At 74.4% G+C, this 16945-nt stretch carries 13 protein-coding genes; 12 read left to right on the plus strand and 1 reads right to left on the minus strand.

From position 1 onward, the window contains the following. Positions 1–202 precede the first annotated feature (202 nt). From ACWCYO_RS24995 to ACWCYO_RS25010, 4 genes are all read left to right on the plus strand, one after another. Positions 203–772: a type II secretion system F family protein gene (locus ACWCYO_RS24995; RefSeq protein WP_270146047.1), complete on the plus strand. Its 570-nt coding sequence runs from the start codon at positions 203–205 to the stop codon at positions 770–772. Positions 773–865: 93 nt separating this feature from the next. Further along, a complete protein-coding gene (locus ACWCYO_RS25000; RefSeq protein WP_449785467.1) occupies positions 866–1123 on the plus strand; it encodes a DUF4244 domain-containing protein in 258 nt (85 codons plus the stop codon). Positions 1124–1253: 130 nt separating this feature from the next. Continuing rightward, positions 1254–1640 (plus strand): TadE family type IV pilus minor pilin, encoded by a 387-nt coding sequence (locus ACWCYO_RS25005; protein WP_449785448.1) that lies wholly within the window; start codon positions 1254–1256, stop codon positions 1638–1640. Then, entirely contained in the window at positions 1628–2212 is a 585-nt protein-coding gene (locus ACWCYO_RS25010; protein WP_449785449.1) for an Rv3654c family TadE-like protein, read from the plus strand. Before ACWCYO_RS25005 ends, ACWCYO_RS25010 begins: the two co-directional genes overlap by 13 nt. Here the strand turns inward: ACWCYO_RS25010 and ACWCYO_RS25015 are convergent. Next, positions 2207–4570, minus strand: coding sequence for a DEAD/DEAH box helicase (locus ACWCYO_RS25015; protein ID WP_449785450.1), 2364 nt, complete (start codon positions 4568–4570; stop codon positions 2207–2209). The genes ACWCYO_RS25010 and ACWCYO_RS25015 overlap by 6 nt on opposite strands. 222 nt (positions 4571–4792) lie before the next feature. Here ACWCYO_RS25015 and bldG point away from each other — a divergent pair, with 222 nt between their 5' ends. The 8 genes from bldG to tmk all read left to right on the plus strand — a co-directional run bounded on the left by bldG (position 4793) and on the right by tmk (position 16898). Further along, positions 4793–5134, plus strand: a complete 342-nt coding sequence (gene bldG, locus ACWCYO_RS25020) for an anti-sigma factor antagonist BldG (protein ID WP_188305076.1) — start codon at positions 4793–4795, stop codon at positions 5132–5134. A gap of 159 nt (positions 5135–5293) precedes the next feature. Then, a complete protein-coding gene (locus ACWCYO_RS25025) occupies positions 5294–5713 on the plus strand; it encodes an ATP-binding protein (protein ID WP_270146051.1) in 420 nt (139 codons plus the stop codon). A gap of 276 nt (positions 5714–5989) precedes the next feature. Further along, positions 5990–6358 (plus strand): cyclophilin-like fold protein, encoded by a 369-nt coding sequence (locus ACWCYO_RS25030; protein ID WP_449785451.1) that lies wholly within the window; start codon positions 5990–5992, stop codon positions 6356–6358. A gap of 167 nt (positions 6359–6525) precedes the next feature. Then, positions 6526–7302 carry a small secreted protein gene (locus tag ACWCYO_RS25035; RefSeq protein ID WP_449785452.1) on the plus strand — a complete coding sequence of 259 codons (777 nt, stop codon included), beginning with the start codon at positions 6526–6528 and terminating at the stop codon, positions 7300–7302. Positions 7303–7653: 351 nt separating this feature from the next. Continuing rightward, positions 7654–9186 carry a DUF7059 domain-containing protein gene (locus ACWCYO_RS25040; RefSeq protein ID WP_270146053.1) on the plus strand — a complete coding sequence of 511 codons (1533 nt, stop codon included), beginning with the start codon at positions 7654–7656 and terminating at the stop codon, positions 9184–9186. 171 nt (positions 9187–9357) lie between these two features. Next, complete coding sequence (locus ACWCYO_RS25045) at positions 9358–9837, plus strand: hypothetical protein (RefSeq protein WP_449785453.1); 480 nt, start codon at positions 9358–9360, stop codon at positions 9835–9837. A 443-nt stretch (positions 9838–10280) separates the two neighbouring features. Next, positions 10281–13157 carry a type I DNA topoisomerase gene (gene topA, locus ACWCYO_RS25050; protein WP_449785454.1) on the plus strand — a complete coding sequence of 959 codons (2877 nt, stop codon included), beginning with the start codon at positions 10281–10283 and terminating at the stop codon, positions 13155–13157. Between the two features lie 237 nt (positions 13158–13394). After that, positions 13395–16898, plus strand: a complete 3504-nt coding sequence (gene tmk / locus ACWCYO_RS25055) for a dTMP kinase (RefSeq protein WP_449785455.1) — start codon at positions 13395–13397, stop codon at positions 16896–16898. Positions 16899–16945: the final 47 nt, after the last annotated feature.

Here is a 16945-nt window from a genome sequence, read left to right on the forward strand (position 1 = left end):
GGCCGGGCCTCTGGTCGTGGCGGCGGTTGCGGCAGCGGTGATGGCGGCGGTCATGGCGGTGGGGTCGGCGCGGCGTAGGGGTGGGCGACGGGTGTTCGCCGGGGCGAGGGGGTGCGAGCGAGCGCGACGACGAACGGGCCCGAGGGATCGAGGTGTTGGGCGCCGACGGCGAGTGGCGTCGGCGGTCGCTGCGGGGCTGGCGGTGGCGGTGCTGATCGGGGGTGGCGTCGGGGTGGTGATCGGAGTGCTGGCGGCGGCGGGTGTCCATCGCTGGTCGGCCCGGGCCAGGTCGCCGGCTGATCGCCGGGCGGCAGCGGAGGAAGAGTTGCTGGCCAGGCAACTCCCGTTGACGACCGAGCTGTTGGCAGCCTGCCTCGGATCGGCGGCGCTGCCCTCGGCGGCGGTGTCGGCGGTGGGCCGGAGTGTGGGCGCGCCGCTGGGACCGAGGCTGGTGGCGATCGGGGCCGAGCTGGCCCTCGGTGCACCGCCGGAGCTGTGCTGGACCAGATTGGGCGAACAGCACCCCTCGCTGGCGCCGCTGGCGCGCTGCCTGGTCCGGACGAGCCGCGGCGGGGCTCCCGTGGCCGACCCGCTGATCGCGCTGGCCCGGGCGCAGCGGATGGCCGCCGCCCGCACGGCCCACACCCGGGTCCGCCGGGCCGCCGTGCTCGCCACCGCGCCGCTCGGGCTCTGCTTCCTCCCGGCCTTCGTGCTGATCGGGGTGGTGCCGGTGGTGATCGGCCTCACCAGCCGTTTCGCCCAAGTCATGTGAGGGCCGTCGGTTTCCGAGGCGGCAGGGCCGCAGGAAAGACCTGAACAGACCGGAAGAAGATCCAGACAGGAGAGAACCATGGCTGCAGTGTTGATGATCAAGGCTGGGGCCGGGCGCCCGCTCCGGCACGTGCTCGGGGTGTGGCGACGGAGGAGCCACGGGGCCGGGGGCCGGGTGCGCAAGGTGGCCCGGTGCCGGGGCCGGTCGGACGCGGGGATGACAACCGCCGAATACGCCGTCGGAACCTTGGGGGCGTGCGCCCTCGCCGCCGGGCTCTACAAGGTGGTGACCAGCACGGCCATCACCGGCGCGCTGACCGAGATGCTGGAACGGGCGCTCCATGCGACGTAGGGGCAGTCCGGGAACTCCCGCCGTGCCGGCGGCGGCCACCGCGCCCCGCCCGCGCTCCAGCACCGCCGCGCCGGCTCTCCGGACGACCGGCGGGAGTTCGATGGCCGGGCGCGGCCGGCCGGTGCGATCGGTGCGGCGTGGGGACCGGGGCTTCGTCACGGCGGAGACGGCGGTGGTGCTGCCCGCGCTGGTCCTGCTCGCGGCGATGCTGATCTGGGGCGTGCTCGCGGCGGCGGCGCAGATCACCTGCGTGGATGCGGCCCGGATCGGTGCCAGGGCGGCCGCGCGCGGGGAGGCGGACGCCGTCGAACTCGCCCGCGCGGCGGCCCCGCGGGGAGCGCGGGTCCGACTGGCGCTCGCGGCGGACACGGTGCGGGTCGACGTGGACGCCCCGTGCGCGGCGCCGGGCAGGCTGGGCGGCCTGCTCGCGGTGCGGGTCGGCGCGATGGCCGTGGCCGCGCGGGAGGACGTACTGGGGGGCACCACGGAGGGAGGTGGAGGCCCGTGGCCCGCTTGACCAACCCCTGGTGGGCGGCGGAGCGATTGGCCCGTGTCCGTACCGCTCGGGCCGCTGCGTCCGGTCGGCACGGGTACGGGGCGGACGCGGGCTCGGCGACGGTCTGGCTGCTCGCGCTGGCCATGCTGGGCACGGTGGTCTTCGCCGGGACGATCGCCGTCGGTGCGGTGGTGACCGCCCGGCACCGGGCCGAGTCGGCTGCGGACCTGGCGGCCCTCGCGGCCGCGGACCGGCTGTTGCTGGATCCGGACGGCGGCTGCGGCCGGGCCGCCGGGATCGCTGCGGCGCAGGGTGCCGGTCTGGCGTCCTGCGAGGTGGACCGGTCGGCGGACGCCGTCGAGGTGGTGGCCGAGGTGCCGGTCGGCGGTCTCCCGCTGCGGTTGCCGGTCGGTCCGGCGCGGGCGCGGGCCCGGGCCGGACCGGTCCGGGCCCCGGTCGCCGCGCCCGAGGACGGTGCTGCCGGTGCCGGTGCCGGTGCCGGTGCCGGGATCGGTGTCGGGATCGGTGTCGGGGTCGATGCCGACGGCCTTCCGAGCGGTGTCGGTGACGCGAGCGGTGCGGCGGCCTCATGAAGCGGCCGGTGCTCCACCCTCCGGGCCCGCCGCGGAGCCGGTCTCCGGCGCCCCCGCCAGCAGGACGTCCAGCAGCCGGACGGCTGCGGCCTTGTTCAGCGGGTCGTTGCCGTTGCCGCACTTGGGCGACTGGACGCAGGACGGGCAGCCGCGCTCGCACTCGCAGGAGGCGATCGCCGCGCGGGTGGCGGTCAGCCAGGGGACGGCCCGCTGGAACCCGCGTTCGGCGAAACCGGCCCCGCCCGGGTGACCGTCGTAGACGAACACCGTGGGCAGCCCGGTGTCGGGGTGCAGCGGGACGGAGACGCCGCCGATGTCCCATCGGTCGCAGGTGGCGAACAGCGGCAGCAGGCCGATCGAGGCGTGCTCGGCGGCGTGGGCGGCGCCGGGCAGTTGGTCGAGCGGGAGGTCCGCGTCGAGCAGCTGGTCCTCGGTGACGGACCACCACACCGCGCGGGTGCGCAGGGTGCGGGGCGGGAGGTCGAGCTTGCTCTCGCCCATGATCTCCCCGGTGGAGATCCGCTTGCGGAGGTAGCCGACCACCTGGTTGACCACCTCCACCGAGCCGAAGCTGAGCCGGCCCTCGCCCCAGTGGACAGTGGTGTCGGTGTCGAGGACGGAGATGGAGGTGATGTCCCGGGCGGCCGTGGTGTACGGCGGGTCGGCCGGCTCGACCAGGGCGACCGAGTCCTCCAGGTCGAGTTCCCGGACCAGGTAGGTGCGGCCCTGGTGGAGGTGGACGGCCCCGGTGTGGACGGTGGTGTGGGCGGCCGCGGCGTCCACCGTGCCGAGCAGTCGACCGGTGTCGGCCTCGACGATCTGCACCGGGCTGCCGCCGCTGCCGCGCAGGTCGACGGCGTCGGCGGCACGCTCCCGGCGGGTCCAGTACCAGGAGCCGTCGGCGCGCCGGCGCAGCAGGCCGCGCCGTTCCAGCACCGGCAGCAGCGGTGCGGTGGAAGGGCCGAACAGCTCCAGGTCGGCATCGGTGAGCGGAAGTTCGGCCGCCGCCGCGCACAGGTGCGGGGCGAGCACGTGCGGGTTGTCGGGGTCGAGCACGGTGGCCTCGACGGGGGTCGCGAACAGCGCCTCCGGGTGGTGCACCAGATAGGTGTCCAGCGGGTCGTCCCGGGCGATCAGGATGGCCAGCGCGCCCTGGGCCTCACGGCCCGCCCGGCCCGCCTGCTGCCATAGCGAGGCCCGGGTGCCGGGGTAGCCCGCCATCAGGACGGCGTCGAGTCCGGAGATGTCGACGCCGAGTTCGAGAGCGGAGGTGGAGGCGAGTCCGAGCAGTCGGCCGGACTGCAGATCGCGCTCCAGGGCCCGGCGTTCGTCGGCGAGGTAGCCGCCGCGGTAGGCGGCCACCCGGTCGGCGAGCGGTCGGCCCAGCTGGTCCTGGGCCTGCAGGGCGACGAGTTCGGCGGCACGGCGGGAGCGGACGAACACGACGGTCCGGGTCTGCCGTTCGACCAGGTCGGTCAGCAGGTGAGCGGCCTCGGCGGTGGCGGTGCGGCGCACCGGGGCGCCGTGCTCGCCGACGTTCTCGGTCAGCGGCGGCTCCCAGAGGCCGAAGACCATCGGTCCGCGCGGCGAGGCGTCCTCGGTGACGGCCACGGCGGGCAGACCGGTCAGCCGCCGGGCGGTGACGGCCGGGTCGGCGGTGGTGGCGGAGGCGAGCAGGAAGGTCGGTGACGAACCGTAACGGGCGCAGATGCGGCGCAGCCGCCGCAGCACCTGGGCGACGTGCGAGCCGAAGACGCCCCGGTAGCTGTGGCACTCGTCGACGACCACGTAGCGCAGCACCTTGAGGAAGGAGGACCAACGGGCGTGCGCGGGCAGGACGCCCCGGTGCAGCATGTCCGGATTGGTGAGCACGTAGGAGGCGTACTGGCGGACCCACTCGCGTTCCTCGGGCGGGGTGTCGCCGTCGTACAGGGCCGCCCGGACCCTCGGCGGGGCTAGCTCGGCGGCGCGGCGGCGCTGGTCGGCGGCCAGCGCCTTGGTCGGGGCCAGGTAGAGCGCGGTGGCGCCGCGGCCGTTTCGGGCCTCGGTGCCCTCCAGCAGGTCGCTGAGCACCGGCGCCAGGTAGCCCAGTGACTTGCCCGAGGCGGTGCCTGTGGCGATGACCACAGTCTGGCCGCTTTTGGCCAGGTTCATCGCTTCTGCCTGGTGTGCCCAGGGCTGTTCCACCCCGACGTCCAGCGCCGAGGCGACGATCTCCGGTCGAATCGAGTCGGGCCATGGCGAATAACGCGCAGGTCGGGCGGGAAGGTGCTCCGTATGGGTGAGCCGGTCGGCCCGCCCCCGACTGGTGGACAGGGTCGTGAGCAGTGCCTCGGGCAAGCTGTGTCGGGGCGGCATGAGGACCCAGTGTGTCACCGGCGTGACGGAGAATCGTCGTAAGCCATCGTGCGGGCATGGTCGCAGGTGGTTGAATGTGGCCGTGACGGCCGTATGGCCGTGGGTCGCAGCGCTGAGGCTTGCCACGCGTTGGCTTGGCGCGCCCGGGCTCGCGACCATGCGGTGGCGGCCGTCCGGCCGAGGATCGCACATGACGTAGCAAGGCAAGGTGCTGGAGGTTCCGTGGACCTGTCCCTGTCGACCCGCGCAGTCGGCGATCGTACGGTCGTCGAGGTTGGCGGCGAGATCGATGTGTACACCGCCCCGAAGCTGCGGGAGCAGCTGGTCGAGCTCGTCAACGACGGCAAGTACCACCTCGTCGTCGACATGGAGGGCGTTGACTTCCTCGACTCGACCGGCCTCGGCGTGCTGGTCGGTGGCCTGAAGCGGGTGCGTGCCCACGAAGGCTCGCTGCGCCTGGTGTGCAACCAGGAGCGCATTCTCAAGATCTTCCGGATCACCGGTCTGACCAAGGTCTTCCCGATCCACACCTCGGTGGACGACGCGGTCGCCGCGACCGACTGACGCGTCCGGGCCGGTCCACGCGGCCGGCCCGCTCGTTCCACGCGTCCGGGGTGCAGGGGCCCGCGAGGCCCCGTGCTCCCCGGGCGCCACGGGGCCGGTCGAGCGCCGGCCCGCGGGGCCGCACGGTCGGCTCCGGTCGGAGCACCCCGAGGGGGAGAGATGGCAACCGTCGAACTTCGATTCAGCGCGCTTCCCGAGCACGTGCGGACGGCCCGGTTGGTCGCCGCGGCCGTCGCCAGACGGGCCGGGGTCGACGAGTCGGTGCTCGACGAGGTGCGGCTCGCGGTCGGTGAGGCATGTTCCCGTGCGGTCGGTCTGCACCAGCGCGGTGGCATCGGCGGCACCGTGCGAGTCGCGCTGACCGATCAGGAGAAGCGTTTCCTCATCGAGGTCGAGGACGAGGCCGGCCCCGCCGCGGCTCCGGCCCCCGGTGCCGCCGAGGGCGGCGACGCGGACGAGGACACCCTGGGTCTCGCCGTGATCACCGGCCTGGTCGAGGACCTGGAGGTCGCCAACGGCGCCGACGGTGGCGTGATCCGGATGAGCTGGCCGGTCTCGGTCGCCTCCGTCGGGGTCTGACGTCGCCGAACGAGCCCCGAGCCCCGACGGCATCGGGCCTGGCCTGACGCGGCCTGAGACCGGCCCTGACCTGGCCTGAGACCGGCCCTGACGAGCCCTGGCACGGTCTGGTGCGGTCCGGCGGGGCTTCGGCGCGGTCCGGGGGAGCGCTTCCCAGCCATAGCCGGGATTCCGTCCCCCGGGTGGCCGTTGACAAATTGTTGACTATGGCGGTTCGCTGCTTCCGGCACGACCGGGTCCGATCGTCGATCGGACCTGTCGCGGAAGAGGAAGCACATGCGGATTCGCATCCTGTGGCCGGCCGGGCAGGCCACCGCCACGCTGGCGACCACCCCCACCACCGAGGCGCTCTGGGCCGAGCTGCCGATCAGTTCGACGGCCAACACCTGGGGCGAGGAGGTCTACTTCGGCACGCCCGTCAGCGTGCCGCGCGAGGACGGCGCCCAGCAGGTCGTCGAGCCGGGCACGGTCGCGTTCTGGACGGACGGCGACAGCCTCGCGCTGCCGTACGGTCCGACTCCGGTCTCGCGCGACGGCGAGTGCCGACTGGCCAGCCCCTGCAACGTCCTCGGTGCGCTGGACGGGGACGCCCGGGTGCTGAGCACCGTCCGGCCAGGTGACCCGATCCGGGTCGAGCGGGCCTGAGCGGGGGCGGGGACGGTGGTCCGAGTCCGGCCGGGGGCGGAAGTTCGTTGGCAAGGAGCCGGCAGGGCGCCGAGTAGCCGGGAGTCGAGTAGCCGGGAACCGGACGCTCGGTGACGGCCGTGTAGGTTCGACGACCGAAGACGACCGAAACCGAAAGGCTTCTCCCGGTGAACAAGCGACTGCTGGCCGTACCCGCCCTCGGCGTGCTGCTCGCGTTCGGTGCCGTCGGCTGCGGCGGCGGCGACGACAACAGCAAGCAGCTGGAGTCCTGGGCGTCGAACGTCTGCGGCGCGGCCAAGGACCCGATCGCCCAGTCGCAGAACGCGCTCGCCGACACCGGCCAGGTGAAGACCGGTGAGGCCCCCGCGGACCTGCAGAAGCGGCTCTCGACGGACATCGGGCGACTGGCCAAGACCAACCAGGACATCGCGGCCGCCATCGACGCGGCCGGTGCGCCCAAGGTGGACAACGGCGCGACGCTGCAGAAGGACACCGTCGACGAGCTGAAGAAGGCGGCCGACGGCTACCTGGACGTCCAGAAGAAGCTGGACGCACTGCCCAACAACGACCAGGCGAAGTTCGCGGACGGGCTGCACAGCGTCGCCGACCAGCTGCAGCAGTTGTCCTCGCTGTCCACCCAGGCGCAGGCCAAGCTGCAGCGCGGCGACCTCGGCGCCGCGATGGCCAAGCAGGAGGGCTGCAAGCCCACCCAGGCCACCCCGAGCGCCGGTGCGAGCGGTAGCGCAGGCGGCTCCCCGGCCACCGGGGGCGCGAGCGCGACCCCGAGCGCCGGAGCCTCCGCCTCGGTAGGCGCCCCCAGCGGCACCCCCGCGCCGGGCGCGACGGACACCGCGAGCCCGGCGGCCACCCCGTCGGCGGGCGCTGCCACCACCCCGGCGGCCCCGGCCACGACCCCGGCCACTCCGGCACCCAGCGCGAGCTGATCGAGGACGGGAAGCGGGCGCGGAAGGGTTCGGGAAGCGGCAGGAGCCGGGGTCGCTCGAAGGAGCGGCCCCGGCCCCTGCCGCATCGCGAGCGGCGGCCAAGCGGTGAGCCTGAGCCGCTGCGGTGGGGGCGTGGATCCGGGGTGGGGGACGGGCTGCCGGAGCCGGTGTTCTGGTCCGGTGGCGGGGCGCTTCGGCAGTGGCAGGGGGCGCGCGGAGGAGGGTGCGCACCCGGTGACGGCCCCAGTCGGGCCTCTTCGGTGCTTCACGTCCCAGACCCGGTCCGAGCCACTGCCCGTTCCGTGCGGGCCGGAGGGCCGGGCCGGGGGCTGGGCGGGGGACAATGGCGGGGTGATCAGTAGCCCCGTTCTCGACCCGACCCGTCTGGCCAAGCTGCGCGAGGCGCTGCTGGAGGCCTCGTTCACCGCCGATGGGTGCCTGGACCTGCTGGGGCCCACCGGCTACGCGGCCTTGGCCCGCAGCGAGGCGGTTCCGGCGCTGCGCGCGACGCGTGGCGGCAGCCCGCTGGAGACGCTGGTGCGGCTGTTCCTGCTGCAGCAGCCGGTGCCGTACAAGGCGGCGGCCGCCGCGTTGCCGGTGGAGGACTGCCTGGCGGACGGCTGGCTGCGCCCGGACGGGGACCTGGTGCGTGCCACGGTGGACGTCCGGCCGTATGCCAACGAGGTTGCCGGGCTTCCCAGTTCGGATGCCTGGGTGGTCTCCGACCTGGGTTGCGCGGTGGGCGGTGCGGGCGGGATCGGATCCGGCGAGACCGCGCACGGGGTGGCCCGCAAGGACCTGGTGCTGGGGGTCGGCGGGGCGTCCACCACGCTGGCCAACATCACCGTGCGCCGGCCCGTCGGGGCGGCGCTGGACCTCGGTTCGGGCTCCGGCGTGCAGGCGCTGCACGCGGCCCGGCACGCCCGCAGCGTCACCGCCACCGACCTCAACCCGCGCGCGCTGCGGTTCACCGAACTGACCCTGGCGCTGTCCGGGTTCGACAACACCGAGGCGCTCGCCGGGAGCCTCTTCGAGCCGGTCGGGGAGCGGAAGTTCGACCTGATCGTCTCCAACCCGCCGTTCGTCATCTCGCCGGCCGGCCGGTTCACCTACCGCGACGGCGGCATGGCCGGGGACGACCTGTGCCGCAGCCTGGTGCGCTCCGCCGCCGAGCACCTGGAGCCGGGCGGCTACTGCCAGTTGCTCGCCAACTGGCAGCACGTCAAGGGTGAGGATTGGCACGAGCGGCTGGCCGGCTGGGTGGCGGGCACCGGGCTGGACGCCTGGATCGTCCAGCGCGAGGTCCAGGACGTGGCCCAGTACGCCGAGTTGTGGCTGCGCGACGGCGGTGACCACCGCGGTCCGGGCGGCGACTACCAGGCCCGGTACGGCGAGTGGCTGGACGCCTTCGAGGCGGGCCGGGTCGAGGGCATCGGGATGGGCTGGATCACCCTGCGGGCGAGCGGCGCCGAGCGTCCGACCGTCCGGGTGGAGGAGTGGCCGCACCCGGTGGAGCAGCCGCTCGGCCCGCACATCGACGAGTGGTTCGACCGGCAGGACTTCCTGCGCTCCCACGACGACGCGGGCCTGCTCGCGGCCCGCTACGTGCTGGCCGACGAGGTGGTCCAGGAGCAGGTCGGCGCGCCGGGGGCGGAGGACCCGGAGCACGTGGTGCTGCGGCACAACCGGGGCATGCGGCGGGCCACCAAGGTGGACACCGTGGGCGCCGGGTTCGTCGGGGTCTGCGACGGGACGCTGTCGGCGGGCGAGATCGTGGACGCCATCGCCCAGCTGTTGGGCGAGGACCGGGTGGTGCTGCGGGACCGGGTGCCGGAGTCGCTCCGGCTGCTGACCGAGCAGGGGTTCATCAACCCGGTTCGGTGAGCCCGGTTCGGTGAGCCCCGTTCGGTAGAACACGGCGCGGGCACCCCCTGGTTCATCCGCCCGTACCCCCCGGTTCGTCCGGCGGTCCCCGTCCGGCTGCCCCCTGTTGGTCGGACGCTGTGAGGCTCTGTCCACAGGCTGTGGACAGAGCTGGGGACCCGGGGGCCAGGGGTGGAGACGACGACGGCGACCGTGAGCGGGCTGGTGCTCGCCCTCTTCGGTGGCGTGCTGCTGCTCTGGTGCGCCGCCGAAGTGCGCCTTCGCCACCGGGTGCGCCGACTGGGGGTGTCGGCGGTGGCCACGGTGGTCGCCGAGAGCGACGGGCACGGCCAGCTCGACAGTGCGCCGCTGCTCTCCTTCTCCGTACTGCCGACGGTGCTGCCGACGATCGGCGGCGACAAGGGGTCCGGCGCCGGCCGGATCGCGGAGCTCGTGCTCACCCGGCCGCGCGGTCACACCCCGCTGCGCCGTCCGGAGCGTTTCACGCCCGGTGCCTCGGTCCGGATCTGCTACGACCCGGACCGCCCCCGCCGGGCGGTGCTGGCGGCGGGGGAGGTCGGCCGGGCCGCGGTCGTCGACCTGCTGTGGAGCGCCTTGGGCGCGGCCTGTCTGGTGGCGGGCGCCGGGCTGCTGGCAGCTGTCGGTCGCTGAGGCGCTGAGGCGCTGAGGCGCTGAGCCGCCGAGTCTCTGAGGCCGCCGAGGCCGCCGAGTCGCTGAGGCCGCCGAGGCCACGGCCGACCCGCCGCTACCGCTCGGCCACCCCGGCGCGATCCGGAGAGCGCGATACCGCAAGCGCGCCGATTTATCCGTTGACAGATCTTGAAATCCGTCATTCCATCCTCCGGAACCTGCCGAAGCCCCCCTCCACGGGGCGCGAACCTCCGTCATCGGGTTACCGTTCGAGTGGCGTCGGTGAGCGCGGCAAGCGAAAAAGCGGGATCCGTCCGTTTGACAAGGGTGGCCGGGGTACGGTCACACTCCGCTGGTGGGGTGTCGTGCAGCGGCGGCCCCGGGACGGTGGAGGGGTCGGGCGGAGCGCAGCCCGTGCTGCCAGCGCCGACCAGCCACATAAGGACCGGGAGAGAAGAGCGAAGGTGTCCCCGAGCAGCGAGACCGCGCACGGACAGCGACTCGTCATTGTCGAGTCGCCGGCCAAGGCGAAGACGATCAAGGGCTACCTGGGCCCCGGCTACATCGTCGAGGCGAGCGTCGGGCACATCCGCGACCTGCCCAGCACCGCGGCCGAGGTGCCGGACAAGTACACCGGCGAGGTGCGCCGCCTCGGGGTGGACGTCGACCACGACTTCGCGCCCATCTACGTGGTCAACGCGGACAAGAAGTCCCAGGTCAGCAAGTTGAAGTCGCTGCTCGCGGAGTCCGACGAGCTCTTCCTCGCCACCGACGAGGACCGCGAGGGCGAAGCCATCGCGTGGCACCTCCAGCAGGTGCTCAAGCCCAAGGTGCCGGTGCACCGGATGGTGTTCCACGAGATCACCAAGTCGGCGATCCAGGAGGCGGTGGCCAACCCGCGCGAGCTGAACCAGCGCCTGGTCGACGCCCAGGAGACCCGCCGCATCCTCGACCGCCTCTACGGCTTCGAGGTCTCGCCGGTGCTGTGGAAGAAGGTCATGCCGAAGCTGTCGGCGGGCCGGGTGCAGTCCGTGGCAACCCGTCTGGTGGTCGAGCGGGAGCGCGAGCGGATGGCCTTCCGCACCGCCTCGTACTGGGACCTGGTCGGCACCTTCGGCACCGGCCGGACCCCGGCGGACGCCGCCAACCCGGAGACCTTCGGCGCCCGGCTGGCCTCGGTCGACGGCAAGCGGATCGCCAGCGGCCGCGACTTCGGTTCGGACGGGCGGCTCAAGGCCGGCAGCACCAACACCCTGCACCTGGACGAGCAGGCCGCCCGCCGGCTGGCCGCCGCCCTCGCGCAGACCGCGTTCAGCGTCCGCAGCGTCGAGTCCAAGCCGTACCGCCGCTCGCCGTACGCGCCGTTCCGCACCACCACGCTCCAGCAGGAGGCCAGCCGCAAGCTGGGCTTCGGCGCCAAGCGGACCATGCAGGTGGCCCAGAAGCTGTACGAGAACGGCTTCATCACCTACATGCGCACCGACTCGACCACGCTGTCGGACACCGCGATCTCCGCCGCCCGCGCGCAGGTCACCCAGCTGTACGGCGCCGACTACCTGCCGGACGCCCCGCGCACCTACGCCAGCAAGGTCAAGAACGCGCAGGAGGCGCACGAGGCCGTCCGCCCCTCCGGCGACCGCTTCCGCACCCCCGCCGAGACCGGTCTGAGCGGTGACGACTTCAAGCTGTACGAGCTGATCTGGATGCGCACCGTCGCCTCCCAGATGAAGGACGCGGTCGGCCAGTCGGTCACCGTCCGGGTCGGCGGCGCCTCCGCCGACGGCCGGGACGTCGAGTTCTCCGCCTCCGGCAAGATCATCACCTTCCACGGCTTCCTCAAGGCCTACGTCGAGGGCGCCGACGACCCGAACGCCGAGCTCGACGACCGCGAGCGCCGGCTGCCGCAGGTCGCCCAGGGCGACCCGCTGGCCGCCGACCGGATCACCCCCGAGGGCCACGCCACCAAGCCGCCGGCCCGCTACACCGAGGCCTCGCTGGTCAAGGAGCTCGAGGACCGGGAGATCGGCCGCCCCTCCACCTACGCGTCGATCATCGACACGATCATCCAACGCCGGTACGTGTTCAAGAAGGGCACGGCGCTCGTCCCGTCCTTCCTCTCCTTCGCCGTGGTCAACCTGCTGGAGAAGCACTTCGGCCGGCTGGTCGACTACGACTTCACCGCCAAGATGGAGGACGACCTCGACCGGATCGCCGCCGGTGAGGCGCAGTCCGTGCCGTGGCTGAAGCGCTTCTACTTCGGCGAGGGCGAGGGCGCGGCCGGCGGTGCCGCCGAGGCCGGCAACGGCGACGGCGACCACCTGGGCGGCCTGAAGGAGCTGGTCACCGACCTGGGCGCGATCGACGCCCGGGAGATCAGCTCGTTCCGGATCAGCGACGACATCACCCTGCGGGTCGGCCGCTACGGCCCGTACGTCGAGCGGGCCTCCGCCGTCGAGGGCGAGCCCGGCCAGCGCGCAGACATCCCGGACGAGCTGCCGCCGGACGAGCTGACCGTCGAGCTGGCCGAGGAGCTGCTGGCCAAGCCCAGCGGCGACTTCGAGCTCGGCCCGGACCCGGTCAGCGGCAACATGCTGGTCGCCAAGGACGGCCGCTACGGCCCGTACGTGACCGAGATCCTGCCCGAGGGCACGCCGAAGACCGGCAAGAACGCGGTCAAGCCGCGCACCGCCTCGCTGTTCAAGACGATGTCGCTGGACACCGTCACCCTGGAGGACGCGCTGCGGCTGCTCTCGCTGCCGCGCGTGGTCGGCACCGACCCCGAGGGCGCGGAGATCACCGCGCAGAACGGCCGCTACGGCCCGTACCTCAAGCGCGGCACCGACTCGCGCTCGCTCAGCAGCGAGGACCAGCTCTTCACGATCACCCTCGAGGAGGCGCTGGCGATCTACGCCCAGCCCAAGCAGCGCGGCCGGGCCGCCGCCGCTCCGCCGCTCAAGGAGCTGGGCACGGACCCGGTCAGCGAGCGCCCGGTGGTGGTCAAGGACGGCCGGTTCGGCCCCTACGTGACCGACGGCGAGACCAACGCCACGCTGCGCAAGGACGACGACGTCGAGACCATCACGCCGGAGCGCGGCTACGAGCTGCTCGCCGAGAAGCGGGCGCGCGGGCCGGTGAAGAAGGCGGCGAAGAAGGCCCCGGCGAAGAAGGCGGCGGCCAAGAAGACGACCACCACGAAGACGGCGGCGACCAAGACCACCGCCAAGAAGACGGCCGCGAAGAAGACCACGACCACCAAGACCACCACCGCGAAGACGGCGGCCAAGAAGACGGCCGCGAAGAAGGCAGCGGCCGGCAAGCCCACCGCCACCGACGAGGGCTGATCCTCCGGCAGCGGTACCCGGGCCCGTGCCCCCGTCGGGGGGTGCGGGCCCGCGGTCCGTCCGGGGGCGGCGCGGGATCGGTGTGGGGGCGGCGCGGGATCCGTGCGGGGCGACGGCCCCGAGGCCGTGCGGAGCGGTACCCGGGTGTGTGCGGGGATCGTCACAGGCCGGTGATGAGGGCGAACCGGAACGCCGTTCGTCTCAATCCGGCAAAGCCCAGCCCGCTACGCTGACCGTATGACGAGCGAGGAGCAGCCCACCCCCAGCGCCGCCCCGGCCGCCAGAGCCACCGGGCCCGACCTGCCCGAGGTCGCGCCCGCCGGAACCCCCGCGGACCGGGCCCGGGCACTGTTGCGGACCCGGCCCTATCGGCGCCTGTGGACCACCCAGCTGATCGGCGGCACCGCCGACCGGCTCGGGCTGCTGGTGCTGCTCGCGCTCACCGTGATCGCCGCCGCCCAGGGCGGTCAGCTCGGCGACCTGCCGCGCAACCTCGCCTTCGCCACCGCCGCCGTCCTGGCCGTCCGGGTGGTGGCCACCGGGCTGGTCGGCGTGGCGCTGCTGGAGCCGGTGCACCAGCTGGCCACCGGGAAGCTCGACCGGCGCTGGACGCTGTTCGGCGCGGACGTGCTGCGCGCCCTGCTGATCGGCATCGCGCCGTGGTGGACGGTCTGGCTGGGCTCCGGCCCGAAGCCCTCCGGCGCGGCCACCTATGTGCTGCTCGCCACCGTGTTCCTCACCGGGGCCGCCGAGCGGGTGTGGGGGATCGCCAAGGCCGCCGCCGTCCCCGGGCTGCTGCCGCCGGCCAACCCTCCCTCCTTGCCCGCCATCGGGCAGGAGGGGCCCATGCGCCCGTCCGACGAGCAGCGGCCGGCCGCCGCCAACCTGGACACCGTCCGGAGCATCGACCGGTTCACCGGCTGGGTCACCGTGCCGCTCGGCGCCGTCGCCCTGGTCGTCCTCACCCTGGTCAACAACATCGGCGCGGCGCTCGGGTCGGACTGGCTGCGCGCCCACCAGCTGACCTTCGCGGCGCTCGGCGCGGCCGGCCTGTTCGCCGCCGCGGCCGTCCGCGGCTACCTCCAGCAGCTGCCCGGCGGCCCGGTGACCGTCGCCCCGCACTCGCCGCTGACCGGGCTGCGCGCCCCGACCGACGCGACCCCCGGTCCCGCCCTGAGCAAGGGCCGCACCGGCAGCGCCCCGTACTTCACCTTCGCCGTCGCGGCCGGCTTCGCCTCGATGGCGGGCGTCGCCGCGCTGGCGCTGCTCACCGCCGCCGAGCACCGGGCCGGGCCGATCGGCTACGGCCTGGTCGTGCTCGCCGCGGCCGGCGCTCCCGCGCTGGGAGCCGGACTCACCCGGTCCACCCTGCCCTCGCTCTCCCGCCGCCGGCTGCTCGCGCTGGCGCTGCTCACCGAGGGCGTCGCGCTGATCCTGGCCGGGCTGGTGCTGGACTTCGTGCTGGTGCTGCTGCTCACGGTGCTGGCCGGGCTGGCCGCCGGGATCGTCGTCTCGACCGGGCGCACCCTGCTCGCCCAGGAGGTCGAGGAGGCCCGGCTGGCCAGGGTCACCGAGCACCTGTACGCGGTGCTGCGGGCCGTGGTCGCCGCCGCGCTGGTCGCCGTCCCGCTGATCGCCGCGGCCTACGGGGACGTCGAGTACGGCACCGTCGAGCCCGGCTCCTTCACCTTCATCCACGGCGGCGCCGCCCTCGCGGTCGCCACCTCGGGGCTGCTCACCCTGGTTCTCGCCGCCGTCGTGCTGCTGCGCACCGACGACCGGCGCGGCACCGTGCCGTTCGGCCGGGACCTGATGGACGCGGTGCGCGGTGGCGGCGGCCCGGTGCCGCACCGGGGCGCGGGCACCGGCTTCTTCATCGCCCTGGAGGGCGGCGACGGCGCCGGAAAGTCCACCCAGGCCCAGGCGCTCGCCGAGTGGATCCGCGGCAAGGGGCACGAGGTCGTGCTCACCCGCGAGCCCGGTGGCAGCCCCGTCGGGCAGCGGCTGCGCGGGCTCGTCCTGGACGTCGGCAACACCGGCCTGTCGCACCGCGCCGAGGCGCTGATCTACGCCGCCGACCGCGCCGAGCACGTCGAGAACGTCATCCGGCCGGCCCTCGCCCGCGGCGCCGTGGTGATCACCGACCGGTACATGGACTCCTCCATCGCCTACCAGGGCGCCGGGCGCGACCTGGCCGCCACCGAGGTCGCCCGGATCTCCCGCTGGGCGACCGGCGGGCTGCTGCCCGACCTGACCGTGGTGCTGGACGTCGACCCGACCAGGGCCCGGGAGCGCTTCACCGAGGCGCTGGACCGGCTGGAGTCGGAGCCCACCGAGTTCCACCAGCGGGTCCGGGCCGGCTTCCTCGCCCTCGCGGCCGCCGACCCGGCGCGCTACCTGGTCGTGGACGGCAGCCAGGCCCCCGGCTTCGTCACCACCGCCATCCGGCACCGGCTCGACCGCGAGCTGCCGCTCTCCGAGCAGGAGAAGGCCGCCCGCGCCGAACAGGAACGGCTGGCCAAGGAGGAGGCCGAGCGGCGCGCCGCCGAGGAGGCCCGTCGGCGGGCCGAGGAGGAGGCGGCCGAGCGCAAGCGGCAGGAGGTGCTGGCGCAGCTGCGGGCCGAGCAGGCCGAGAAGGAGCGACTGGCCAAGGAGGAGGCCGAGCGAATCGCCGCCGAGGCCCGACGCAAGGCCGAGGAGGAGGCCCGCCGCCGGGCGGAGGAGGAAGCGCGCCGGCGAGCCGAGGAGGAGGCGCGCCGACGGGCCGAGGAAGAGGCCCGGCTGGCCGCGGAGGCCGCCGAGCGCAAGCGGATCGCCGACGAGGCGGCCGCCCAGGCGGAGCTCCAGCGGCAGCGGGAGCTGGCGCGCGAGGAGCAGCGGCGCCGTGCGGAGGAGGCGCTGCAGCGGGCCGAGGAGGCCCGGCTGGCGCAGGCCGCGGCGCTCGCGGCGGCCGCAGCGGCGGCGGAGACGGCTTCGGGTCGGGCCGGGTCGGATTCCGACCGGACCGGGGCTGGGTCGGATCGGGCTGGGTCCGGGTCGGATCAGGTCGGGTCGGATCGGCCGGGTTCGGATCAGGCGGGTTCGGCTCGGTCGGATGCGGGTCCGTCGGCCAGGGACGCGGCCACGACGCAGCTGCGGGCGGTCCGGGACACGCCGCAGGGCGCGCCGGAGGGCCTCGGCGACGAGGCGACGCGGGAGCTGACGCTGCGCGACCGGCAGGCGGCCGTCCGGGCGGCGGGGACCGCCGACGCGACCGCCCGGCTGCCCCGGGTGCCGACGACCGTGGACGAGACGGCGGTGCTGCCCAAGGTGCCGGCGGCCGACGAGACGGCCGTGCTGCCGAAGGTGCCCGCCGTGGACGAGACCGCGGTGCTGCCGCGGGTCGAGCCGGGTTCCGGGGAGCCGGGGCGTTCCGGGGAGTCGGGGGACAGCACTCGTGAGCTGCCGGTGGTGGACGGTCGGTCCGCCACTGTGCCGCCGTTCGGCGCCCAGCCGGCGGTCGACCCGCAGCCGACCGCCGAGCGGCCCCGGCCGGAGTGGGCCGAGGAGACGCCGATGGACGACCTGCCGAGCCTGACCGACACCCTGCTCGGCTCGCGTGACGAGTGGGCGCGCTGGGAGCAGGGCGGCGGCGACCAGGGCCGGACGGGTCCGCGTGACGGCGGGGACCGGCGCGGCGGAGGCGACCGCGGCGAGGACGGCGGCAAGGGCAAGGGCCGGCGCTGGGGTCGCCGGGGCTGAGCCGGTACGGATGACGGACGGGCGTCGTCGTCGGGGCAGTGGTCCCC

The sequence above is a fragment of the Kitasatospora sp. NPDC001683 genome (genome assembly GCF_053596495.1).